Here is a 21,378-nt window from a genome sequence, read left to right as displayed (position 1 = left end):
GGGAATATATGACAAAATGGGATGAGCGTTATCAAACGGAAGAATATATTTTTGGCACGGAACCCAATGAATTTATCGCTAGAATTCAGCCTTACTTGCCAACCTCGGGAAGAGCCTTAGATCTTGCCACAGGGGAAGGGCGCAATGGCATCTTTTTAGCCCGCCACGGATTAGAAACGGAAGGTGTGGATCTCTCTCAAGTTGGATTGCGAAAAGCGCAAGTGTTGGCGCATCGGTATCAGGTACCGTTCACAACGAGATTAGCCAATATTGCCGAAATGACGATGCCCACGGCGCATTATGCGGTGATTACGTCTGTTTTCTGTCATTTTATGGAGCCGGAACGGACTCAAGTCATGCAACGCATTGTGAATGCCTTGCAACCGGGCGGCTTGTTTGCCGGCGTCTTTTATCATCCTGATCAACTTCGTTATGGCACCGGCGGGCCTAGTCATGTTGAAATGCTCGGCACCTTGGAGGAGATGCAACAAGCATTATTGGGGCTGGAATGGCTATTGGCAGAGCATGATGTGCGAGAAATGAATGAAGGTAGCCGTCATGTTGGCGCCAGTTCCGTGATTTGTCTTTTAGGGCGCAAACCCTAGATTTTTTATTTGATAGTGAAGAATAAAAAGACAAAGTGCGGTCAAAATTTATCGTATTTTTCCTGTAAAACCGTTAGCTTTTCGGTGAAATTTTCTGTATAATCGCCCGACCCTGTGAATGCTGCGGATTCCCACCGCGCATTATTTTGTCGAGATCGCACTCGAAGGGGTGAAGATTAAGATAACTGGTTGTGCTTTTTTAAGCACTGGGTATTAATATTATTATATTGGTAATTAATTAATGAAAACTTTTGTAGCAAAACCAGAAACGGTTAAACGCGACTGGTATGTAGTAGATGCGACAGGTAAAACTTTAGGTCGTTTGGCGACTGAATTAGCGCGTCGTCTTCGTGGTAAACATAAAGCTGAATATACTCCGCACGTTGACACAGGTGATTACATCATCGTTATCAACGCGGACAAAGTTGCTGTAACCGGTAACAAAGACAGCGATAAAATTTACTACTGGCACACAGGCTATGTAGGCGGTATCAAACAAGCGACTTTCAAAGAAATGATCGCACGCCGTCCTGAAGCAGTGATTGAAATTGCGGTTAAAGGTATGTTGCCAAAAGGTCCATTAGGCCGTGCAATGTTCCGTAAATTAAAAGTGTACGCAGGTGCTGAACACCAACACGCTGCACAACAACCACAAGTCTTAGATATTTAATCACGAGGTTTTAGGATATGGCAGAGAATCAAAACTACGGCACAGGTCGCCGCAAAAGCTCTTCAGCTCGTGTATTTATCAAACCGGGCAATGGTAAGATCACCATCAACCAACGTGAATTAGACGTATATTTCGGTCGCGAAACTGCTCGCATGGTAGTTCGTCAACCGTTAGAATTGGTTGAATTAACTGATAAATTAGACCTATACATCACTGTTAAAGGTGGTGGTATTTCCGGTCAAGCGGGTGCAATCCGTCATGGTATTACCCGTGCATTGATGGAATACGATGAAACCTTACGCCCAGCACTTCGTGCAGCAGGCTTCGTTACTCGTGACGCACGTCGCGTTGAACGTAAAAAAGTGGGTTTACACAAAGCACGTCGTCGTCCACAATACTCCAAACGTTAATTTTTATACGTTTTTCCAAAAAGCAGAGAGCAATCTCTGCTTTTTTTATGTGTGAAATTCAGCAAAAGTGCGGTGGGTTTTTAGAATGTTTTTGAGATTAACCAAGCCTTGTTATAATGCATGCCGTTTTAAGTAAAATCAGAGTAGAACATGAAAATTGCATTAGGTGTGGAATACGACGGAAAACAGTATTTCGGTTGGCAGAAACAAGAAAAAGTGGCCAGCATACAGGCTGAACTGGAACGGGCGATTTCTACCGTTGCCAATGAAGATATCAGTATTTTCTGTGCAGGCCGTACGGATTCCGGTGTACATGCCTCAGGGCAAGTGATTCACTTTGAAACGACTGCTCATCGTACTGAGAAAGCCTGGAGTTTTGGTGTCAATGCGAATTTACCCGATGATATTGCTGTGCGATGGGCGAAAGTGGTTGATGATGATTTTCATGCCCGTTTTAGCGCTACCGCCCGTCGTTATCGTTACATTTTATATTGTAATAAACTGCGTTCAGCCATTTTGCCGCAAGGCGTGACGCATTGTCATTTGGAACTCGATCATCAATTAATGCACCAAGCAGGGCAAGCGTTGCTCGGTGAAAATGATTTTAGTTCTTTCCGTGCTGCGCAATGTCAATCCAACACGCCGTGGCGCAATGTGCATCATTTAAACGTCACTCGCCAAGGGCAATATATCATCGTGGATATTCAAGCAAACGCGTTTGTTCATCACATGGTGCGTAATATTGTGGGGAGCTTGATTGAAGTGGGTTGCGGCAATCAACCAGTGGAATGGTTAGCTTGGTTGTTGGCGCAAAAAGATCGCACTCTCGCCGCACCGACAGCTAAGCCGGAGGGGTTGTATTTAGTGAAGGTGCTTTATCCCGACCGATTTGCCTTGCCAAAAATGCCAATGGGACCATTATTTCTCGCAGATTAATTTAAAAAATACTGAAAAAAGTGACCGCACTTTAGCTTGAAAAATAAAGTGCGGTCATTTTTTTATAAGAATTTTAGGTGAGCGATAAAGCGCAATGTAGTTACCACCAACCTAATAATTTCATCCATAAGCCACCGACACCAAACCAGATAATCAGTGACACAATGGAGGTGGCGAAACTAACGCCCCACCATTGGCCGGTTGAGTTATAACCGGAACCATAGAGGGCCGGGCCAGGGCCGCCGGCGTATTGGGTTAAGCTCATTGAGAGGGTAGAGGTATAACCTAAGCCGAGGGCAGCAATAATCGGTGGTGTGCCAACGGCAATAGCTGCCGCAACGAATGCTAAATACATGGCGGAAATATGCGCCATGGCAGACGCGAAAAAGTAGCGAGTGTAGAAATACACTAAGACTAAAATCGTAAAGGCAACCGGCCAACTGAATGCCCCCACCGAGGAGGAAATATGGCTGGAAATCCAAGCAATAGCACCGTATTTATTCAACGCATTTGCCATCATCACCAAAACTGCAAACCAAAACATGGTGTCCCATGCGGTGGTTTCAGCAACGATATTTTTCCAACTCATGATGTTGGTCAGTAATAAAATCACCAAACCGATAAAGGCGGAAACTGTTGCCGGAATATGGAAGACCAAATCACCTACGGTCCATAAGAACAACAATAAGATGAAATCAAGCGCCAAAATCCATTCTGCTTTGCTCATTGGCCCCATATTATGTAATTCTTCACGCGCCATTTCTGCCATTTTCGGTGTGTCTTTGAGTTCAGGCGGGTAAATCAAATAGACGAAATAAGGCAATAGGATCAAACTGATAACACCCGGCACGATCGCGCCTAAGAACCACGTCATCCACGTAATTTCAACGCCTTGACCTTTGGCAAGTTCTGCGATTAACGGGTTGCCTGCCATCGCGGTGAGGAACATGGTACACACGATAGTGTCAATTTGTGATACGGCAATGGCAAGAAATGCACCGGCACGTCTGGCGGTTGGGCCCGGTTTGGAATCGTAGGCGTCAGCGATGGATTGCATGATGGGATACATGATACCGCCGCCACGCGCAGAAGCAGACGGAATCCCCGGGCCAATGACCACATCGGCTAGTGCGATACCATAAGCAACGCCCATCATTTTTTTACCGAAACGTGCGACAAAATAGAGGGCAATGCGTTTTCCCAATCCGGTTTTGATGACTGCTCGAGATAAAAACATCGCAATGGCGATTAACCAAATGGTTCCGTTGGAAAAACCGGATAACATGCCCACTTCCCCTTTGGCGGGAGATAATGGTGTTAAACCGGTTAAACCGCTAATGACGAGTGCGACCAATGTTGCCGCGCCCATGGGCATGGCTTTGGCGATAATCGCCACAATCGTGGCAACAAAGAGGGCAAGCATACCCCATGCTTTGGCAGAAAGGCCTTCCGGTATCGGAATCAACCAAATTGCCATCCCGACAATCACTGAAAGCAGTAACCCTTGCCATTTGAAGCCCATTTTTACTTCAATTGGCGCAATTGTTTTCCCTTCCATATAACTCCTCCGAGTTTATTAATTAGAGTGAGATTGCTCTCTGCGGTGAATAATCCATTATTCATATGATTAAATTGAGTCCTTTCTCAAGGAATATAATATGCCTGTTGAGCTAAAAAGCACAATAATGATGTGGAAATTAATGTCTTTTATTTTGAGGATTAAATTGGCGTAAAATGATGTTATCAAAGTAATAAGAGGAACATGGAATGGCTGAGCTAACCCAACAAGTTTTCGAGTATGTCTTCACCCAATATGGCACTAAACCGGAATATTTGTGGAAGACCCATCCGGATTATGCGGTGTTGCGTCATGCTGATAATCGAAAATGGTATGCCATTGTGATGAATGTCGAAAAATCGTCATTAGGGCTAAGCGGCGCAGGGAAATTGGCGGTAATGAACGTGAAATGTTCCCCTGAAATGCTAAGCGTATTTTTGCCGCAAGCCGGTTTCCTACCGGCGTACCACATGAATAAAAATCATTGGCTGACGGTGTTGTTAGATGGCTCCGTAGAAAAAGACACTATATTGTTTTTATTAAATGCCAGTTTTGATCTGACCGCTACACGACAAGTGAAGAAGCAACTGGGGATCGTCCGTTATACGGAATGGATCGTGCCAGCCAACCCGAAATATTACGATGTGGAGAAAGACTTGCGCGAAGGCGGAGAAATTTACTGGAAGCAGAGTAACAATATTGCGGTAGATGATATTGTGTATCTGTACGTCACTGAACCTATAGGGGCGATTCGTTATCAATGTTTGGTGTTGGAGGTAAACATTCCCTATCACCAAAAACGTACGGATAATTTACAGGTGAAGCGGGTGATGAAAATTCGTTGCTTGAAAGAATATGATAAAAGCCTCATTCCACGCGCGAAAATGGGGAAATTTGGTGTCACTGCCGTACGCGGACCACGGCATATGCCTTATGCACTAAAACAGGAAATTGCACTGTTGACTGGTGATGCTAGCGAAAAGTAAAAACACATTAAAAATAAACCGCACTTTGACGGGATAAAATCATGCAGAGTTATGTGCAGTTAAGGTGTTGCCTTCTGAGCTATTAGTCCATTTGCCGTTGATTAATCAACAGTAGTGTTTGTCAAAGACATTAAGATCTTTTGTTATCTGTTTTCTCCTTTTTCTACGTAAGGTCAGAAAATGAGATTAAGTAATAAAGCAAATAAGTTGTTCTTGTTAATGAACAACCCGCAGCATGGTAATTTCTGCGCTATCTGCTAAAATACGCCGCATTTTTCTATTGGATAAAAAGTGAATTAGCATGAAATTTATCGTCAAATTATTTCCTGAAATTATGATTAAAAGCGAATCCGTGCGGAAACGGTTCGTGAAAATTCTGACCAGCAATATCCGTAATGTATTAACAAAATATGATGATACAGTCGCGGTAATAAAGCATTGGGATTACATCGAGGTGCGGTCGAAAATCGACGCAAATTTACCGATGCTTATCGAGCAATTACAACGCATTCCGGGCATTCACCATTTTTTGCAAGTAGAAGAGAAACCCTTCGCGAACTTGCATGAGATTTTTGAGCAAACACTGTCGGATGTGGCATCCCAATTAGAAAATAAGACCTTTTGCGTGCGAGTAAAACGTAAAGGCAAACATGAATTTAATTCACTGGAAGCTGAGCGTTACATCGGTGGCGGATTGAATCAACATATTGCCAGCGCCAAAGTGCAACTGAAAAATCCGGATGTGACGGTGCGTATTGAAATTGAAGACGACAAAATGATGCTGGTGCGTGCTCGTTATGAAGGCATCGGCGGTTATCCGATTGGCACGCAGGAAGATGTGTTGTCGCTCATTTCCGGCGGATTTGACTCCGGCATATCCAGTTATATGTTGTTACGTCGTGGTTCACGCGTGCATTATTGCTTCTTTAATTTAGGCGGCGCAGCACACGAAATTGGCGTAAAACAAATGGCGTATCACATTTGGCAACGTTATGGTAGTTCTCACAAAGTGCGTTTCGTGGCAATCAATTTTGAAGGCGTGGTAGGCGAGATCCTGGAAAACGTGGATAACGGGCAAATGGGCGTGGTGCTTAAACGCATGATGGTGCGCGCGGCGTCCAAAATCGCGCAACGTTTCGACATTCAGGCAATTGTGACAGGGGAAGCGCTAGGACAGGTTTCCAGCCAAACCTTAACCAATTTACGTTTAATTGATGAAGCCGCTGACGTGTTGGTGTTACGCCCGTTAATTACACACGACAAAGAAAAAATCATCGCCATGGCAAAACACATCGGTACCGATGATATCGCCAAATCCATGCCGGAATTTTGCGGCGTGATTTCAAAAAATCCGACAGTGAAAGCGATAAAAGCGAAAATTGAACAGGAAGAAGGCAATTTCAATTTTGCCGTGTTGGAAAGTGCGGTGGAAAATGCGCAATATTTAGATATTCGTCAAATTGCCGAGCAAACGGAGAAAGAAGTTGTTTCCGTGGATGCCGTGTCCGTGTTAGGGGAAAATGATGTGATCATTGATATTCGTAGCCCGGAAGAAATTGACGAAAACCCGTTACACATTGAAAATCAAGCAATGATTCTGCTGCCGTTCTATAAACTTTCCGGTCAATTCGCCGAGTTGGATCAAAGCAAGCATTATGTGTTGTATTGCGAGCGTGGCGTGATGAGTAAGTTGCAGGCGCTGTATTTAAAAGAAAGCGGTTTTAATAATGTGAGCGTGTTTAAGAAATAATTCTCTTTAATCGTTCCAGTAAAAGTGCGGTCGATTTTCAAAACGTTTTTCACATCCGAAAAACAAACTGAAAACCGACCGCACTTTTTTATTCATAATCAGATTTCAAACACCGAACCGGCAGGAATGTCACGGCGCTGCATGTTTTTACCGAAATGCACAATATTATGTTCACCCAGTATTTTCACCTGATTTCCGTTAATTAAAAACGCGGTTCCTTCCGGCATGGCGTAAATTTGTGCCGTCGGGTTCACCAATAAAAATTCCTCAAAACGTTCTTCACGGCTTTCCCCGTTATGCCCCGGCATTTTGCCAGAAATGAAGTGCGGGTTAATTTGATAAGGGAACAGATTAAGCGCATCAAAAGATGGCGGATACGTGATAGGCATATCGTTGGTGGTCATAATGGATTTGCTCGCCATATTGGCGCCTGCGCTCCAACCGAAATAGGGCGTGCCGCTTTTCACTTTTTCACGAATAATGTCCAATAAATCATGTTCATACATTTGCTTTATCAAACAAAACGTATTTCCGCCACCAATGGCGATCACATCTGCTTGTTCAATAATGGCGCGGTGCGGTTTGCCATGATGTACTGACTGAATTTCCATATTTAAGGGCGCCAGAACTTGTTGCACTTTTTGTTCGTATTGATCGTTGGTTTGACGCACGCCTGCGTAAGGCACAAAGGCGATTTTCTTGCCTTGGTATGCTGATAAAAAATCCTGTAACCACGGAATGGCATGTTCCAAATAGCCTGTATTGCCATAGCGAGAACCGCTAAGTAGTAACATTTTTTGCATAGTAAAATCTCCTGATGAAATAACCTTTACCATTATGCTGACTTGCGCGTTTTTATTAAGCAAAAAATGTGAATTTTGTGATCTGTGTAAGGATTTAAGTGCGGTGAAAATTATCGCTGTTTTTTCACCGCACTTTTTATTAAAGCGAGGTGGGTTCGGAATGTTCTTCCTCTGGCGATGCTAAGAGTTCGCCTAGAAGTTCATCGATAGCGGAGCAGAGGAGCGCGCGGTCATGGCGATAGGAAATATCGTCTGCATTAAGGCGGCCCGCAAGGATTTTGATCTCCATAGGTTGGCTATTTTGTACAGCATTAAACGGTACAATCGCACCATCGATAATAGGTTGACCAACGGTTTCATTGATCCAGTGAATGCGATCAGCAAGAGAAAGACTGGATGCCGGGCTGTGTTCGATACCTAAATTATCAATAAAGATCTTTTTTGCTTTGCTTTGTCGAAGCTGTTCGGTAATTTCCGGTAGAAGAATGGGCGGCATAATGCTGGTGAGGAAACTACCGGGGCCAAATAAAATCAGCTCGGCTTCTTTTAGCGCTTGAATTGCTTCCGGTGTGGCGGTGACGTAAGGCACAAGAAAAATGGATTTGGGTAGCTCAGTTAAGCTATCGACGCTGACTTCGCCAACCACGCTGTTGCCGCCGTTTAATACGGCTGCGAGATGTACTGGTTGTTCTGACATCGGGATGATAAAAGATTTTACATGCAATAACTCACGAATAAGATTGACTGCTTCCGTTGGGCGAATATGCATATCTTCTAGCGCTTTGAGCATGAGATTGCCGAGATTATGTCCGGCTAATTCACCGTTGCCATGAAAACGATATTCAAACAGTGCAGAGGCGGTGCTTGGTTCCGTGATGATTTGATTTAAGCAGTTACGTAAGTCCCCCCAGGCAATGCCACCCTGATTGGTGCGAATTCGGCCGGTTGAACCGCCGTTATCGGTGGTGGTGACAATAGAGGTAAGACGTTCTCTCAAAAAACTTAAAGAAGACATCACGCGGCCGAGTCCATGCCCGCCACCAATAGCGACGACTTTTTTGAGTGTGCTTAAATTTTCGTATTGTTGATATCCTTTAAAATCCGCCATCTTATTTCCCTTATCAATTTTCGTGCGCAATTATAACCTGCTTTATGAGCCTGTACAGATTGGTAATTATTATTAGGTATATTAGTCATTGTTTTTGGGTGTTTTATTAACGCTATATAAATTTATATATAATTGATTTTAAAGAATTTTATGAATTTATAACCTAGATCAAATTAATTGATTGCTTTTGTTTTCGTGAATCTTTTACAATGCTGCAAAATTTATTAACCGCATGTAACTCCGAGCTTACTCACCTACGTTTTGCGCACAATGTGTTGAACACAAAATAGGGTGGTAATGCCAATAATACGAAGTCGGTATTATTCAGGGATACGTTGGAAACGATTTATCCTCTCCGTTTTTAGAAAGGTGTCAAATGCAAACCATTCCAATCAAAAATGTTGGCGCGGCTCAACTCGTTGATTCGTTCCAGCGTGAATACTACTATTTGCGACTGTCGATTACCGATATGTGTAATTTCCGTTGCAATTATTGCCTACCTGACGGCTATCAGCCTGAACCTAATAAGCCGAGTTTTTTAACCTTGGACGAAATTCGCCGCTTGGTTAGTAGCTTTGCGGTGATGGGAACGGAAAAAGTCCGTATTACCGGTGGCGAACCAACCTTACGTAAAGACTTCCTGCCGATTGTCGAAAGCATTCGCCATATTGACGGCATTAAACAAATCGCACTGACCACAAACGGTTTTCGCCTGTTTAAAGATGTCGCAGATTGGAAACAAGCCGGTGTGACGTCCATTAACGTCAGTGTGGATAGCCTTGATGCCAGAATGTTCCAGCGTATTACCGGTGTCGATAAATTTGATGACATTATGCGGGGCATTGATCGCGCCTTCGAATGCGGCTATCAAAAAGTCAAAGTCAATTCTGTATTGATGAAAGATTTGAATGATAAAGACTTTTCCGGTTTCTTGGCATGGATTAAAAATAAACCGATTCAAATGCGTTTCATCGAGTTGATGCAAACCGGTGAAATGAATTCTTTCTTCCAAAAACATCATTTATCGGGACAGATTTTAGAACAGAAACTCTTGCGTGAGGGCTGGCAATTACAAATGAAAGGCCGTTCTGACGGTCCGGCAAAAGTTTTCCGTCACCCGGATTATCTGGGCGAAATCGGCTTAATCATGCCTTATGAGAAAAATTTCTGCGCCAGCTGTAACCGTTTGAGAGTTTCTGCTAAAGGGAAATTACACCTTTGCTTATTTGGTGAAGAAGGCATTGATTTGCGTGATTTGTTACAGTCTGATGAGCAACAAATGCTTTTGCAATCAAGAATTTTCTCTGCGTTACAAGGTAAGCGTGAACACCATTATCTGCATGTCGGCGATAGTGGCGTGCGTAACCATTTAGCCAGTATCGGCGGTTAATTTACGTCGATACTGAAAACATCAAGAAAACCAACCGCACTTTTAAATTATCATGACCACATTGACTCACATTAATGCGAATGGCGAGGCGAATATGGTGGATGTTTCCGCCAAAGCCGACACCGTTCGCGAGGCGCGTGCTGAAGCTTATGTTCGTATGGCGCCAGAAACCTTACAAATGATTCTCTCCGGACAACATCACAAAGGTGATGTGTTTGCGACCGCCCGAATTGCCGGTATTCAAGCTGCAAAACGCACTTGGGAACTGATTCCGCTGTGTCATCCTCTTTTACTTTCTAAAGTCGAAGTGAGTTTGACCGCACTTCCTGAAACCCATCAAGTCCGCATTGAAAGCCTGTGTAAATTGAGCGGTAAAACCGGTGTGGAAATGGAAGCGTTAACGGCGGCAAGCGTGGCCGCATTAACTATTTACGATATGTGCAAAGCGGTGCAAAAAGACATGGTAATTGAAACGGTGCGTTTGTTGGAAAAGAGCGGTGGAAAATCCGGGCATTTTATTGCGGAGGAGAAATAATGTTACGCGTTTTATTTTTTGCCCAAACGCGAGAATTAATCGGTTTGGATGCCATTGAAGTGAACGAAAATTTCGCCACGGTAGAAGAATTACGTCAACATCTTGTGGCGAAAGGTGATAAATGGGCGTTGGCATTGCAATCGGATAAACTTTTGGTGGCTATCAATCAAACCTTAATGCCGTTAGAAAGTGCGGTCAAAAATGGCGATGAAATTGCGTTTTTCCCACCGGTGACCGGAGGCTAAATGAACGATATTCAAATTTCCGTGCAAGAGCAGACCTTCGATCAAAATGCTGTTTATCGTTGGTTAAGCGAAGAAAATTCGGTTGGTGCTACGGTAATGTTTGTGGGCAAAGTGCGTGATATGAACTTAGGGGATGAAGTCAGCAGTTTGTATTTGGAACATTATCCGGCGATGACGCATAACGCCTTGATGGACATTGCGCAACAGGCAAAAGCGCGGTGGGATTTACAAAAGATTTCCATCATTCATCGTGTAGGTGAATTGAACACTGGTGATGAAATTGTGTTGGTGGGAACCGCATCTGCGCATCGTGGCGATGCGTATCACGCCAATGAATTTATTATGGATTATTTGAAAACCAAAGCCCCTTTTTGGAAAAAAGAACAAACCGAAAAAGGGGAGCGTTGGATTGAAGGTCGCGACAGTGATTATGCGGCTGCCGATAAGTGGAAATAAGAGATTTCATTGATTTTATTTATGCGTATTTGAAAAAGAAAAATCCGTTTTTTATAAAACGGATTTTTTTATGCTTATTAAAAATAAAATATCATGCCTTTCCTTGGAAAAGACGTGACGCTTTATGTTAGAATAGTCGACCATTTTTCCCGATATGAGGCATATCGGTTGAATATTTCAATTATTACCAAGTCGTCGGAGGAATAGATGACAAGTTCTGCAAATAAACGTTCTGTGATGACGCTATTTTCAAATAAAACCGATATTTATTGTCACCAAGTGCGCATTGTGTTGGCTGAGAAAGGCGTAGCTTATGAAACGGAAATTGTAGATCCGCAAGCATTATCAGAAGACTTAATGGAGCTCAATCCGTACGGTACTGTGCCTACGCTAGTTGATCGTGATTTAGTGCTATTTAATTCTCGCATCATTATGGAATATTTGGACGAGCGTTTCCCGCATCCGCCATTAATGCCAGTTTATCCGGTGGCTCGCGGAAAAAGCCGCTTGTTAATGTTACGAATTGAGCAAGATTGGTATCCAACATTAGAAATCGCTCAGAATGCTGCTTCTGAAACTGAACGTGCGAATGCCTTAAAACAATTGAAAGAAGAAATTCTTGCGATTGCGCCGATTTTTAATCAGAGCACTTATTTTATGAGTGATGAATTTAGTTTAATTGACTGCTATGTGGCACCACTGCTATGGCGTATGCAGGAATTAGGTGTCGAATTCAATGGTGCAGGCAGCAAAGCGATAAAAGCTTATATGTCTCGCATTTTTGAACGTGATTCTTTCTTGCAATCCGTGGGTGAATTAGCGCCCAAAAACTTAATGGATGAAAAATAATAGGCGACTGGATGGAATATAAATCATCTCCGAAACGTCCTTATTTATTAAGGGCTTATTACGATTGGTTGGTTGATAATGAATTCACTCCGTATCTGGTAGTTGATGCCACTTACTGGGGCGTGAAAGTGCCGGTGGAGTATGTCAAAGATGGACAAATCGTATTGAACTTGTCCGCAAATGCGACCGGAAATTTACAGCTAACCAATGATTTTATTCAATTTAATGCCCGTTTTCGTGGTGTGCCGCAGGATATTTACATTCCGCTAGGTGCAGCACTTGCTATTTATGCGCGAGAGAATGGCGATGGCGTGATGTTTGAGCCTGAAGAGGCTTATGAGCCGTCGGAGCAAGTCGAAGAGCAACCGATTGGCTTTGAGAAAGCTGTCGATAAAACGGATAAACCGAAAAAGGCAACGAAATCCACCTCTCACTTACGCATTGTGAAATAGTTGCTCGATCATCAGATTAAAAAATATTGAAAAAAGATACCGCACTTAGGTATCTTTTTTGTTATTCAAAGCATCAAAGGCGCGGTCAATTTTAAACCTGTTTTTCTGGCTATAAAAAATCGCCTTGTTAATTCAACAAGGCGATTTTATTTACTTTTAAATTAGAAGTTTGCGTTGCGTGGTGCCCGCGGGAATGGAATCACATCACGAATGTTTTGTAAACCGGTGACATAAACAATCAACCGTTCAAAACCTAAACCAAAGCCGGAATGCGGTACGGTGCCATAACGGCGTAAATCACGGTACCACCAATAATCTTCAGGATTTAAGCCCATTTCTTCCATGCGTTTATCCAATACATCTAAACGCTCTTCACGTTGTGAACCACCGATGATTTCACCGATTCCCGGTGCTAACACATCCATCGCAGCAACAGTTTTTCCGTCATCGTTTAAACGCATATAGAAGGCTTTAATGTCTTTTGGATAGTTTTTCACCACAACAGGCGATTTGAAATATTCTTCCGCTAAATAGCGTTCATGTTCGGAAGAAAGATCGATACCCCAAGAAACCGGGAATTCAAAGGTTTTGCCGGATTTCAATAAAATCTCAATGGCATCGGTGTAATCTACTTGGGCGAAATCGGAATGAATGAAACGTTCCAAACGATTAATAACATCACTGTCCACATGCTTAGCAAAGAATTCTAAATCATCGCGACGCTCAGATAAAACTGCACGGAAAACATATTTCAACATATCTTCGGCAAGTTTTGCGTTGTCGGCGAGTGTTGCAAAAGCCACTTCCGGTTCAATCATCCAGAATTCCGCTAAATGGCGCGTAGTATTTGAGTTTTCGGCGCGGAATGTTGGGCCAAATGTATAGATTTTACTTAATGCACAAGCGTAAGTTTCACCGTTTAATTGACCGGATACAGTTAAGAATGATTCTTTACCAAAGAAATCTTGGCTAAAATCCACCGCACCTTTATCTGTGCGTGGCAAGTTTTCTAAATCTAACGTAGAAACGCGGAACATTTCGCCTGCGCCTTCTGTATCGGAAGCGGTGATTAACGGCGTTGCCACCCAGTAGAAACCTTGCTCATGGAAGAAGCGATGAATGGCTTGAGCCAAACAATGACGTACACGAGCAACGGCACCGATAATATTCGTGCGAGGGCGAAGGTGTGCTACTTCACGTAAATATTCGATTGAATGGCGTTTTGCTGCCATTGGGTAGGTTTCCGGATCTTCGACCCAGCCGGTAACTTCCACCTTCTCTGCTTGTAACTCAACGGCTTGGCCTTCAGCCGGCGATTCAACCACCGTCCCTGTTACAATAACGGAACAACCGGTAGTTAAACGCAATACTTCAGATTCATAATTAACGATATCATTATTTACGATGGCTTGGATGGGTGCAAAGCAAGAACCGTCATAAACGGCAAGGAAAGATAGGCCTGCTTTGGAATCGCGACGGGTGCGTACCCAACCGCGTACAGTCACTTTTTCGCCAATTGCAATTTTGCCTTGTAGTACATCTACAATTGATGCAATTTTTGTCATATATACCTCAGAATTAATGCATTTTTAGAAACCGCGTTAGTTTACCTCAAGTTCGAAAATTTTCAAAAATCTAGACGGTGGTTTTTATTTTTGTGACAGGAGGCGCAGATTTAACGCAAATTTCTTGAGTAAAAAGTGCTAACTGGTATAACTACGTTCATCAAATTGATGATGATAATAAATATGGATGCATTGAATGAATAAGGAAGAAAAAACACCCTCACGTTTAATTCAATTAGGCAGAATTTACCGTTTAATTGAACAATTTGAAGAAATTTCCCGTATTGAACTTTCAAAACTTTCCGGATTTGCTCCCGCGACGATTACATCTCTTACGCGTGATCTCATAGAAAAGCATTTAATTATGGAAAAAACGGTGCGTAACACAGACAATCGTGGACGACCGGCAATAGCATTATGTGTCTCTCCAATTTATTGGCAGTCCTTATGTGCAACTTTGATGGAAGATCGTTTTGAAATAACGCTTAGCGAGCTTAATGGTGTTATTGTTAAACAAAAAATTTTCCCTCTATCAATAAATACGTTGTCAACACTAGATGATTTTTTAGTAAATAGCATTGAACACTTTCTTAATAAAACAAAAGGATTATCAAATTTAATTACATTTTCAGTGACTGTTGGTGGGGAATTGGATAAAGACGGCAACCTAATAAAGTTAGGAAGTCAGAGATTTAATCAATTAAATCTTAGAATGTTATTTTCACCTTATTTTGATGTTCCTATTTTAATTTCAGAGTATTTTAAAACTTGGTTATTAGCTGAATCTACTTTAGGTAATGCAATTAATTGTGATGATGCTTTGTTTATCCAATTAGATGATGAAGTTAATTTTAACGTATTATCAGAAGGGAATATTTTATTTAATCGAGAGCATGAGAGAATTAATATTAATCACTTAGTCGTTCCTAGATTAAATGAGTTACAGGCCTTAATTAATCGTGGTTTACCTGAAGTAGAGCGTTATCAAGTACAGCATCAAATTACTCACAGGGCAATTATTCAGCTTATTGATTTGTTGTACCCAAATAATCATTTTTCCACAAATGCCGAAAAAATTAAGTTCTTGTGTAGAAATATTATTCGGCAAGATAAGACAGCGTTACGAATTTTGGATCATTTAACAGATTGTTTAGCTTATATTTTGATGAATCTCCTTCATATTTTTTCTGCAGAGAAAATCATGCTCAACTCTAGTATGTTGATTGTTAAAGATGTTTTACTTGAAGAACTCAATCAAAAACTTGCAGCTTATTTTCCTCATGTAAAGGTAGCAGAAGTGGTAATGGGTAAATATGAATGGAATAGTCCGATCGTCGCCGCTGCCGCAATTAAACAGGGAATTTATGATGGCACTTTGTTAACCAGTTTGGAATAACAGGAATAAATCGTAAATAAATTCAGCAAATTTGTTTTAGCTCAATACTACTCATTATAAATTCTCTTAGAATTCTAGAAATCATATGAAAAAGGGGATATTAATGAGTAGTTTTTTTGTTACCGGAACTGACACAAATGTAGGGAAAACTGTGGTAAGTCGGGCAATTATGCAGGCCTTACAAAAAGCGGGTGTGCAGGTTGTCGGCTATAAACCTATTGCATTTGGTCAGGATGAAATGATGTATCCGCCACATAATTTATCTGAAAATAGCGACTATGACACGAAAGATAATCCTGATGTATTAACGTTAATGGCGAGTACAGAAGAAAACGTTAGTTATGAAGAAGTGAATAGCTATACGTTTTTACACACGGTACCTATCTTAACAGAAGACAGTAAGCGGGTTCATATTGAGAAATTAAATAAAGACTTGGCTCATTTACGTGATAAATATCAATCAGTTGTTGTTGAAGGTTCGTTTGGGTGGCTAACACCAATTAATAAAGATTACAGTTTTGCCGATTGGGTTGCTGAACATCATATGCCGGTTGTTGTTGTGGTAGGCATTAAAGAGGGGTGTATCAACCATGCTTTATTAACCGTGCAATCGATTATTGATAAAGGATTGCCGTTATTGGGGTGGGTAGCTAATCGAATTAACCCTGGATTAGGGCATTACGCAGAAGTAATCGAAACCTTGAAACAAAAAATTGATGCCCCGTTATTGGGCGAGGTTTCTTATGTTCACAAACCGGAAGAGCAAGACTTAAGCCGTTTTATTACTAACGTAGATCGCTTAACTTATATGAAAACCGAGTTGGTTGCTTAATGCAGTAGAATAAAGTGCGGTCAGGAAATAAGATATTTTTAGTGAGTTAATATTTTCTTCACGATAAAGACAACATAATTGATATAAAAAAGGCTTAGAAGTGTTTCTAAGCCTTTTGTTTTATACAATCAATTATTCAACGGTCAGAATACGGCAAGTATTTGTGCCACTTTCGCTAAATTCAGCCCCTTGAGTTAATAACACGATATCACCGGCCATTAAGAAACCTTTGTCTTTTAGCACGCTAATTGCTTTTTGAGCACCTTCCATTGTACGGCTAACATCATTGTAAAAGACCGGAGTTACACCGCGATATAATGCGCACAAGTTTAATGTTTCTTGGTTACGGGATAAGGCAAAAATCGGTAAACCGGAACTAATACGGGACATTAATAACGGTGTACGGCCACTGCTAGTCATCGCAATAATGGCACTGACCCCTTTCATGTGGTTGGCTGCAAACATAGTTGACATTGCTATGGTTTCTTCGGTGTCGTCAAATTCAACATTCATACGGTGATGAGAAACGCTTGCTCCTGGCATTTTTTCTGCACCTAAACAAACTTTTGCCATTGCCGCAACAGTTTCAGCCGGGTATTGACCTGCAGCTGTTTCTGCAGAAAGCATAACCGCATCAGTACCATCCAATACCGCATTCGCCACGTCCATGACTTCCGCACGGGTTGGCATAGGGTTGCTGATCATGGATTCCATCATTTGCGTTGCGGTAATTACCACACGGTTTAATTGACGGGAACGACGAATTAATTTCTTTTGAACCGCCACTAATTCTGGATCACCAATTTCAACACCAAGGTCACCACGGGCAACCATGATGACATCTGCGGCTAAAATAATGTCATCCATCGCTTCGTTAGATTCTACAGTTTCAGCACGTTCTACTTTAGCAACGATCTTGGCATTCAAACCGGCATCTTTGGCTAATTGACGAGCATAGTTTAAATCTGCACTAGAACGAGGGAAAGATACTGCAAGGTAGTCTACACCAATACGTGCTGCGGTAATGATGTCAGCTTTATCTTTCTCCGTTAATGCATCAGCAGACAAACCACCGCCTAATTTGTTGATCCCTTTATTATTTGATAATGGGCCACCAACAGTAACTTCTGTGAAGACTTTTGTATTTTCGGTAGATAACACTTTTAGTTGAACTCGACCATCATCCAACAAAAGAATATCGCCAGGAACGACATCTTGAGGTAAGGTTTTGTAATCTAACCCAACAACTTCTTGTGTACCTTCACCTTTTGGTAATTCTGCATCCAAAATAAACTTATCGCCGACATTTAAGAAAATTTTGCCGTCTTTGAATGTCGATACGCGAATTTTAGGGCCTTGTAAGTCGCCTAAAATTGCAACGGTTTTCCCTAATTTCTTAGCAATTTCGCGTACGTTCTCAGCACGGGCAATATGGTCTTCCGGTGTTCCATGCGAGAAGTTCATGCGCACGACATTTGCTCCAGCGGCAATAATTTTTTCCAAATTGTTACCACGGTCAGTTGCCGGTCCCATAGTACATACAATTTTTGTTCTTCTAAGTCTTCTAGACATTAAAATTCTCCGTAACTATTTGTATTATAAAATTTTTATTGATATGTAAAATGACTTCATCATTACATAAAAAAACTGTGGCGCATTATACGCCTAAAATAAAATTAGATCGAGATCACATTTTAGGAGAAAGTCCTTGCAAAAAGGAAAAAGCGCTTAGTTTTGCTCATTTTCAATGTGTTGTAATAAACCCAAAGTGCGGTTAAAAATTCATTTATTTTTTTGGCCGCACTTTTCGTTTACTTTAGAACAAATCCTCCGCTGTGATTTGTTTCATTTTTTTGCTGTAATCGGTGGAGCGTTTATTGAAAAAGTCGGTTTCTTTGGTAGATAGAATTTCGATATCAAACCATTCCGTTTCTTTTAATTGTTCCGGATTAATGTTGTAAACCGGTTCCAACCCTAACGCCTGTAACGAATTGTTATATCGGTTAGCAATATAGTTTTCCACGGTGGCTTTGCTTAGAAAATCCAATTCGCCATCTTCAAAAATCCAGTTCAAAATTTCTTTTTCAGCCGTAAAGGCTTGGTCGGCAAGTTCTTTAAGTTCGGTGAAGAAAGCATCGGTGAATAATTCAGGTTGCTCTTCACGCAAGATGCCATAAAGGGTAATACCAAACCGACCGTGGATTTCCTCTTCTTTAGAGGTAGCTTCCACGGCGTTGGAAATGCCTTTGAATAGATTTTTATGTTTATTGAAGCTCATCATGATGACAAATTGGCTGAATAATGAAATGTGTTCTACAAATAGGGAAAACATGATTAACGATAATACGAAGTCTTGTTGGCTAACGTCTTTTTTACGCATAAAGGCTTCCATGTATTCGATGCGCGCCATGATGGCTTTGTATTGGCGCACATTAAGGAACATTTCATTAAGACCTAATTTTTCTAACAAGAACGAGTAAGCGTCTTTATGACGAATTTCCGATTCAAGAAAACTACCGCCCACATCTTCAATTTCCGGCTTTGGGAAGTAGTTATATAAATTGCCCCAGAAACGTTTGACGCTCACTTCAATTTGTGAAATCGCCAACATGGTTTTGGTGATAACGGAACGTTCCACATCGCTGATATGTGTACGAAAATCCTGAATATCTCCGGTGAAATTAAATTCCGTGTGTAACCAATAAGAGTGGCGAATGGCGTCTTTAAATTCTAAAAGTTCCGGATATTCGTAAGGTTTAATTTCAAGGCGTGGAATAAACAAGCTACGTTTTTGGGGAGCATTCATTTTGTAATCCTCGTGATTTATATATTATTAACGGCAGGCTACCAATCTGTTTTATAAAATTTGGCACGAGCTAGAAAGCCGCGCCATCGTTGTTTTAATAGGATGAAAAGTGCGGTGAAATTTTTCAGCGTTTTTTAACCTTCACAGCTACTGCAATTCAATAGGTTTCGATTGAACACTTGCGCCGCACTCATGCTGTATTGGTAATAAATGGATTTTAAACCCAGTTCTTCAGCAGTGAGGTAAAGCTGATTTAGGTCTTTTGCCGGCGTTGCGGGATGTACCATAATATTCACGCTTTGCCCTTGGTCGATATATTTCTGACGTTGTGCTGCTTGTTGAATCACGGAAAGCTGGCTGATTTCCGAGAAAGTTTTGAAGACTTCTTTCTCATCTTCCGTTAATTCTGTTAAATGTTGCACCGAGCCATCGTTAAGCAAAATACTTTCCCAAATGTCATCGCGATCCAGCCCTTTACGTTTAAGCAAGGCTTCCAAGAAGGGGTTTTTATAAACCACTTTAATTTTGGATAAATCTTTCACGTAATAATTGGATTTAAATGGCTCAATGGACGGCGAAACGCTACCTAAAATAAAGCTACTGGATTTTGTTGGTGCCACGCTCATAAGTGTGGTGTTGCGGCGGCCGTAACCTTTCAGAATTTCGGGCTCACCAAAACGCTGCGCCAGTTCTTTAGAGGCTTTCAAGGTTTTTTCTTGTAACAATTTAAAAATCATATTGTTGTGCTGCATGGCTTCAAAACTGTCAAAAGCCATGTTTTTTGATTGCAAATAACTATGCCACCCCAACACACCTAAGCCCAAAGCGCGGTGACGACGGGCGAATTTATTGGCTCTGTCCATAAATTGAATATTGGCGCTTTGCGCGATAAATTCACTCATGACTATATCCAAGAAATAAGTCAACACTTCCGGCGCATCGGTGTCTTTCCATTCGTCAAAATAGAGTAGATTCATTGAAGACAAACAGCACACGAAACTTTCATCTTCGCTGGATGGCAGAGCGATTTCGCTACATAAATTAGATGCGTGAATCATCATATTGCGATCTTTATACACGTCCGGGCGTCCCGTATTGGCGTTGTCTTTAAAGAAAATATATGGAATGCCCGTTTCTGTCTTACGTTGTAACAATTTTGCCCAAATTTGGCGTTTGTACGGATCGCCGGCTTTCATGCTTTCCAACCATTCATGACTGACACAAACGCCGTAATACATGAGTTGGATCGGGTTGCCCTCGGTGTGAATATCTAACCATTCTTCAATATCACCGTGATCGATGTGGATATAACCGGCGAACATACCTTTACGGCTGGTGCCTTGGCTAATGGTGTCGATGGTCGCCTCAAACAGTTTGGTGAAAGCAAAGGAGCCATTGGATTTACCGTTATTGGTAATGTTGGAGCCGCGCGGACGAATGTCACCAAAATAGCCTGATGTGCCCCCGCCGAGCTTACTCATCACGCCGATTTCTGCCACGGTGGACATAATGGCATTAATAGAATCGCCGATGTAAGAACCGAAGCAGCTAATACTTAACCCACGATCCAATCCGAAATTCGACCAAATCGGTGAAGAAAGCGAGTAATAACCGCGCGCCATGTAGTGATAAAATTTTTCTGCATAACCTTCAATGCCCAATTTTTGTTCGGCATACTCGGCAATAAAGCGGATACGCTCTAGGGCAGAAGTGCCTTCCAATAGATAACCACGCTGCAAAAACAGTTTGCTGTCTTCATTAAGCCAAGCAAAATCCGGTCGATTAGGATCGGTGATTGGCAAAATAACCTGAGTTTTGTTCATAAAAAGCCCTTAATTTTTATAATTTTACTGATAATGATAATAAATCCTATTTATAATAACATCTAAAAATAGAATTCTCACGATCAAAAAATGTGAAAAAATTTAACCGCACTTGTTTTATGAATAAGCTCAATGAGTTAATAAATTGTAAAGAAAAAGGCCGAATTAACATCGGCCTTTGATAAGGGAAAGGAAAAGTGCGG

General features: G+C 41.7%; 21 protein-coding genes and 1 riboswitch. Of the genes, 14 read left to right on the top strand and 7 right to left on the bottom strand.

Translation table 11 applies throughout. From position 1 onward, the window contains the following. Window positions 1-8: 8 nt before the first annotated feature. The 4 genes from ACO5E4_RS02910 (at window position 9) to truA (ending at window position 2,621) form a co-directional block, all read left to right on the top strand. Window positions 9-605 carry a class I SAM-dependent methyltransferase gene (locus ACO5E4_RS02910; protein ID WP_454905356.1) on the top strand — a complete coding sequence of 199 codons (597 nt, stop codon included), beginning with the start codon at window positions 9-11 and terminating at the stop codon, window positions 603-605. A 241-nt stretch (window positions 606-846) separates the two neighbouring features. Then, on the top strand, window positions 847-1,275 hold the full coding sequence (rplM, locus tag ACO5E4_RS02905; protein ID WP_006718336.1) for a 50S ribosomal protein L13: 429 nt from the start codon (window positions 847-849) through the stop codon (window positions 1,273-1,275). A gap of 17 nt (window positions 1,276-1,292) precedes the next feature. Next, window positions 1,293-1,685, top strand: a complete 393-nt coding sequence (gene rpsI / locus ACO5E4_RS02900) for a 30S ribosomal protein S9 (RefSeq protein ID WP_005557091.1) — start codon at window positions 1,293-1,295, stop codon at window positions 1,683-1,685. 150 nt (window positions 1,686-1,835) lie between these two features. Further along, window positions 1,836-2,621 (top strand): tRNA pseudouridine(38-40) synthase TruA, encoded by a 786-nt coding sequence (gene truA / locus ACO5E4_RS02895; RefSeq protein WP_485862018.1) that lies wholly within the window; start codon window positions 1,836-1,838, stop codon window positions 2,619-2,621. 100 nt (window positions 2,622-2,721) lie between these two features. Here truA and ACO5E4_RS02890 read toward each other — a convergent pair whose 3' ends face one another. Continuing rightward, complete coding sequence (locus tag ACO5E4_RS02890; RefSeq protein ID WP_454905352.1) at window positions 2,722-4,179, bottom strand: DASS family sodium-coupled anion symporter; 1,458 nt, start codon at window positions 4,177-4,179, stop codon at window positions 2,722-2,724. A gap of 209 nt (window positions 4,180-4,388) precedes the next feature. On the opposite strand from ACO5E4_RS02890, the gene ACO5E4_RS02885 reads away from it, so the two are divergent. Together ACO5E4_RS02885 and thiI are read left to right on the top strand one after the other, a co-directional pair. Beyond that, entirely contained in the window at window positions 4,389-5,165 is a 777-nt protein-coding gene (locus ACO5E4_RS02885; RefSeq protein WP_485862017.1) for an MmcQ/YjbR family DNA-binding protein, read from the top strand. Between the two features lie 301 nt (window positions 5,166-5,466). Then, the gene (gene thiI / locus ACO5E4_RS02880) at window positions 5,467-6,915 is read left to right on the top strand and encodes a tRNA uracil 4-sulfurtransferase ThiI (RefSeq protein WP_485862016.1); all 1,449 of its coding nucleotides are present in this window, start codon (window positions 5,467-5,469) and stop codon (window positions 6,913-6,915) included. Window positions 6,916-7,013: 98 nt separating this feature from the next. On the opposite strand, the gene pepE is transcribed toward thiI, so the two are convergent. After that, on the bottom strand, window positions 7,014-7,718 hold the full coding sequence (gene pepE / locus ACO5E4_RS02875; RefSeq protein ID WP_485862015.1) for a dipeptidase PepE: 705 nt from the start codon (window positions 7,716-7,718) through the stop codon (window positions 7,014-7,016). Between the two features lie 139 nt (window positions 7,719-7,857). Then, entirely contained in the window at window positions 7,858-8,826 is a 969-nt protein-coding gene (locus ACO5E4_RS02870; protein ID WP_485862014.1) for a gluconeogenesis factor YvcK family protein, read from the bottom strand. 226 nt (window positions 8,827-9,052) lie between these two features. Continuing rightward, window positions 9,053-9,214: riboswitch (molybdenum cofactor riboswitch) on the top strand. Here ACO5E4_RS02870 and moaA point away from each other — a divergent pair. The 6 genes from moaA to ACO5E4_RS02840 all read left to right on the top strand — a co-directional run bounded on the left by moaA (window position 9,203) and on the right by ACO5E4_RS02840 (window position 12,753). Continuing rightward, complete coding sequence (gene moaA, locus ACO5E4_RS02865; protein ID WP_485862013.1) at window positions 9,203-10,216, top strand: GTP 3',8-cyclase MoaA; 1,014 nt, start codon at window positions 9,203-9,205, stop codon at window positions 10,214-10,216. (Overlaps the previous riboswitch by 12 nt.) A gap of 52 nt (window positions 10,217-10,268) precedes the next feature. Next, complete coding sequence (gene moaC / locus ACO5E4_RS02860; protein ID WP_485862012.1) at window positions 10,269-10,751, top strand: cyclic pyranopterin monophosphate synthase MoaC; 483 nt, start codon at window positions 10,269-10,271, stop codon at window positions 10,749-10,751. Beyond that, window positions 10,751-10,996, top strand: a complete 246-nt coding sequence (moaD, locus tag ACO5E4_RS02855) for a molybdopterin synthase sulfur carrier subunit (RefSeq protein WP_314953195.1) — start codon at window positions 10,751-10,753, stop codon at window positions 10,994-10,996. Before moaC ends, moaD begins: the two co-directional genes overlap by 1 nt. Then, a complete protein-coding gene (gene moaE, locus ACO5E4_RS02850; RefSeq protein ID WP_314953196.1) occupies window positions 10,997-11,452 on the top strand; it encodes a molybdopterin synthase catalytic subunit MoaE in 456 nt (151 codons plus the stop codon). Between the two features lie 207 nt (window positions 11,453-11,659). Next, complete coding sequence (sspA, locus tag ACO5E4_RS02845; RefSeq protein WP_109858818.1) at window positions 11,660-12,301, top strand: stringent starvation protein SspA; 642 nt, start codon at window positions 11,660-11,662, stop codon at window positions 12,299-12,301. An 11-nt stretch (window positions 12,302-12,312) separates the two neighbouring features. Further along, entirely contained in the window at window positions 12,313-12,753 is a 441-nt protein-coding gene (locus ACO5E4_RS02840; protein WP_314953197.1) for a ClpXP protease specificity-enhancing factor, read from the top strand. Between the two features lie 161 nt (window positions 12,754-12,914). Here ACO5E4_RS02840 and asnS read toward each other — a convergent pair whose 3' ends face one another. Beyond that, window positions 12,915-14,318: an asparagine--tRNA ligase gene (asnS, locus tag ACO5E4_RS02835; protein WP_314953198.1), complete on the bottom strand. Its 1,404-nt coding sequence runs from the start codon at window positions 14,316-14,318 to the stop codon at window positions 12,915-12,917. Between the two features lie 196 nt (window positions 14,319-14,514). Between asnS and ACO5E4_RS02830 the strand changes: the two genes are divergently transcribed. Both ACO5E4_RS02830 and bioD read left to right on the top strand, forming a co-directional pair. Next, a complete protein-coding gene (locus ACO5E4_RS02830) occupies window positions 14,515-15,714 on the top strand; it encodes an ROK family protein (RefSeq protein ID WP_314953199.1) in 1,200 nt (399 codons plus the stop codon). A gap of 103 nt (window positions 15,715-15,817) precedes the next feature. Then, window positions 15,818-16,546, top strand: a complete 729-nt coding sequence (gene bioD / locus ACO5E4_RS02825) for a dethiobiotin synthase (protein WP_314953200.1) — start codon at window positions 15,818-15,820, stop codon at window positions 16,544-16,546. A 132-nt stretch (window positions 16,547-16,678) separates the two neighbouring features. Here bioD and pyk read toward each other — a convergent pair whose 3' ends face one another. The 3 genes from pyk to ACO5E4_RS02810 all read right to left on the bottom strand — a co-directional run bounded on the left by pyk (window position 16,679) and on the right by ACO5E4_RS02810 (window position 21,175). Then, the gene (gene pyk / locus ACO5E4_RS02820; protein WP_485862011.1) at window positions 16,679-18,118 is read right to left on the bottom strand and encodes a pyruvate kinase; all 1,440 of its coding nucleotides are present in this window, start codon (window positions 18,116-18,118) and stop codon (window positions 16,679-16,681) included. Between the two features lie 244 nt (window positions 18,119-18,362). After that, window positions 18,363-19,352 carry a ribonucleotide-diphosphate reductase subunit beta gene (locus tag ACO5E4_RS02815; protein ID WP_485862010.1) on the bottom strand — a complete coding sequence of 330 codons (990 nt, stop codon included), beginning with the start codon at window positions 19,350-19,352 and terminating at the stop codon, window positions 18,363-18,365. 134 nt (window positions 19,353-19,486) lie between these two features. Next, complete coding sequence (locus tag ACO5E4_RS02810) at window positions 19,487-21,175, bottom strand: ribonucleoside-diphosphate reductase subunit alpha (protein ID WP_485862009.1); 1,689 nt, start codon at window positions 21,173-21,175, stop codon at window positions 19,487-19,489. Window positions 21,176-21,378: the final 203 nt, after the last annotated feature.

Source organism: Aggregatibacter sp. (genome assembly GCF_057314075.1).
Note: the sequence above shows the minus strand (reverse complement) of the source record. Positions and strands in the feature narration are given on the sequence as shown.

Bases quoted from the DNA above. Each gene is read 5' to 3' on its own strand.
- ACO5E4_RS02910 (WP_454905356.1), top strand. From the start codon at position 9: ATGACAAAATGGGATGAGCGTTATCAAACGGAAGAATATATTTTTGGC.
- rplM (WP_006718336.1), top strand. From the start codon at position 847: ATGAAAACTTTTGTAGCAAAACCAGAAACGGTTAAACGCGACTGGTAT.
- rpsI (WP_005557091.1), top strand. From the start codon at position 1,293: ATGGCAGAGAATCAAAACTACGGCACAGGTCGCCGCAAAAGCTCTTCA.
- truA (WP_485862018.1), top strand. From the start codon at position 1,836: ATGAAAATTGCATTAGGTGTGGAATACGACGGAAAACAGTATTTCGGT.
- ACO5E4_RS02890 (WP_454905352.1), bottom strand. From the start codon at position 4,179: ATGGAAGGGAAAACAATTGCGCCAATTGAAGTAAAAATGGGCTTCAAA.
- ACO5E4_RS02885 (WP_485862017.1), top strand. From the start codon at position 4,389: ATGGCTGAGCTAACCCAACAAGTTTTCGAGTATGTCTTCACCCAATAT.
- thiI (WP_485862016.1), top strand. From the start codon at position 5,467: ATGAAATTTATCGTCAAATTATTTCCTGAAATTATGATTAAAAGCGAA.
- pepE (WP_485862015.1), bottom strand. From the start codon at position 7,718: ATGCAAAAAATGTTACTACTTAGCGGTTCTCGCTATGGCAATACAGGC.
- ACO5E4_RS02870 (WP_485862014.1), bottom strand. From the start codon at position 8,826: ATGGCGGATTTTAAAGGATATCAACAATACGAAAATTTAAGCACACTC.
- moaA (WP_485862013.1), top strand. From the start codon at position 9,203: ATGCAAACCATTCCAATCAAAAATGTTGGCGCGGCTCAACTCGTTGAT.
- moaC (WP_485862012.1), top strand. From the start codon at position 10,269: ATGACCACATTGACTCACATTAATGCGAATGGCGAGGCGAATATGGTG.
- moaD (WP_314953195.1), top strand. From the start codon at position 10,751: ATGTTACGCGTTTTATTTTTTGCCCAAACGCGAGAATTAATCGGTTTG.
- moaE (WP_314953196.1), top strand. From the start codon at position 10,997: ATGAACGATATTCAAATTTCCGTGCAAGAGCAGACCTTCGATCAAAAT.
- sspA (WP_109858818.1), top strand. From the start codon at position 11,660: ATGACAAGTTCTGCAAATAAACGTTCTGTGATGACGCTATTTTCAAAT.
- ACO5E4_RS02840 (WP_314953197.1), top strand. From the start codon at position 12,313: ATGGAATATAAATCATCTCCGAAACGTCCTTATTTATTAAGGGCTTAT.
- asnS (WP_314953198.1), bottom strand. From the start codon at position 14,318: ATGACAAAAATTGCATCAATTGTAGATGTACTACAAGGCAAAATTGCA.
- ACO5E4_RS02830 (WP_314953199.1), top strand. From the start codon at position 14,515: ATGAATAAGGAAGAAAAAACACCCTCACGTTTAATTCAATTAGGCAGA.
- bioD (WP_314953200.1), top strand. From the start codon at position 15,818: ATGAGTAGTTTTTTTGTTACCGGAACTGACACAAATGTAGGGAAAACT.
- pyk (WP_485862011.1), bottom strand. From the start codon at position 18,118: ATGTCTAGAAGACTTAGAAGAACAAAAATTGTATGTACTATGGGACCG.
- ACO5E4_RS02815 (WP_485862010.1), bottom strand. From the start codon at position 19,352: ATGAATGCTCCCCAAAAACGTAGCTTGTTTATTCCACGCCTTGAAATT.
- ACO5E4_RS02810 (WP_485862009.1), bottom strand. From the start codon at position 21,175: ATGAACAAAACTCAGGTTATTTTGCCAATCACCGATCCTAATCGACCG.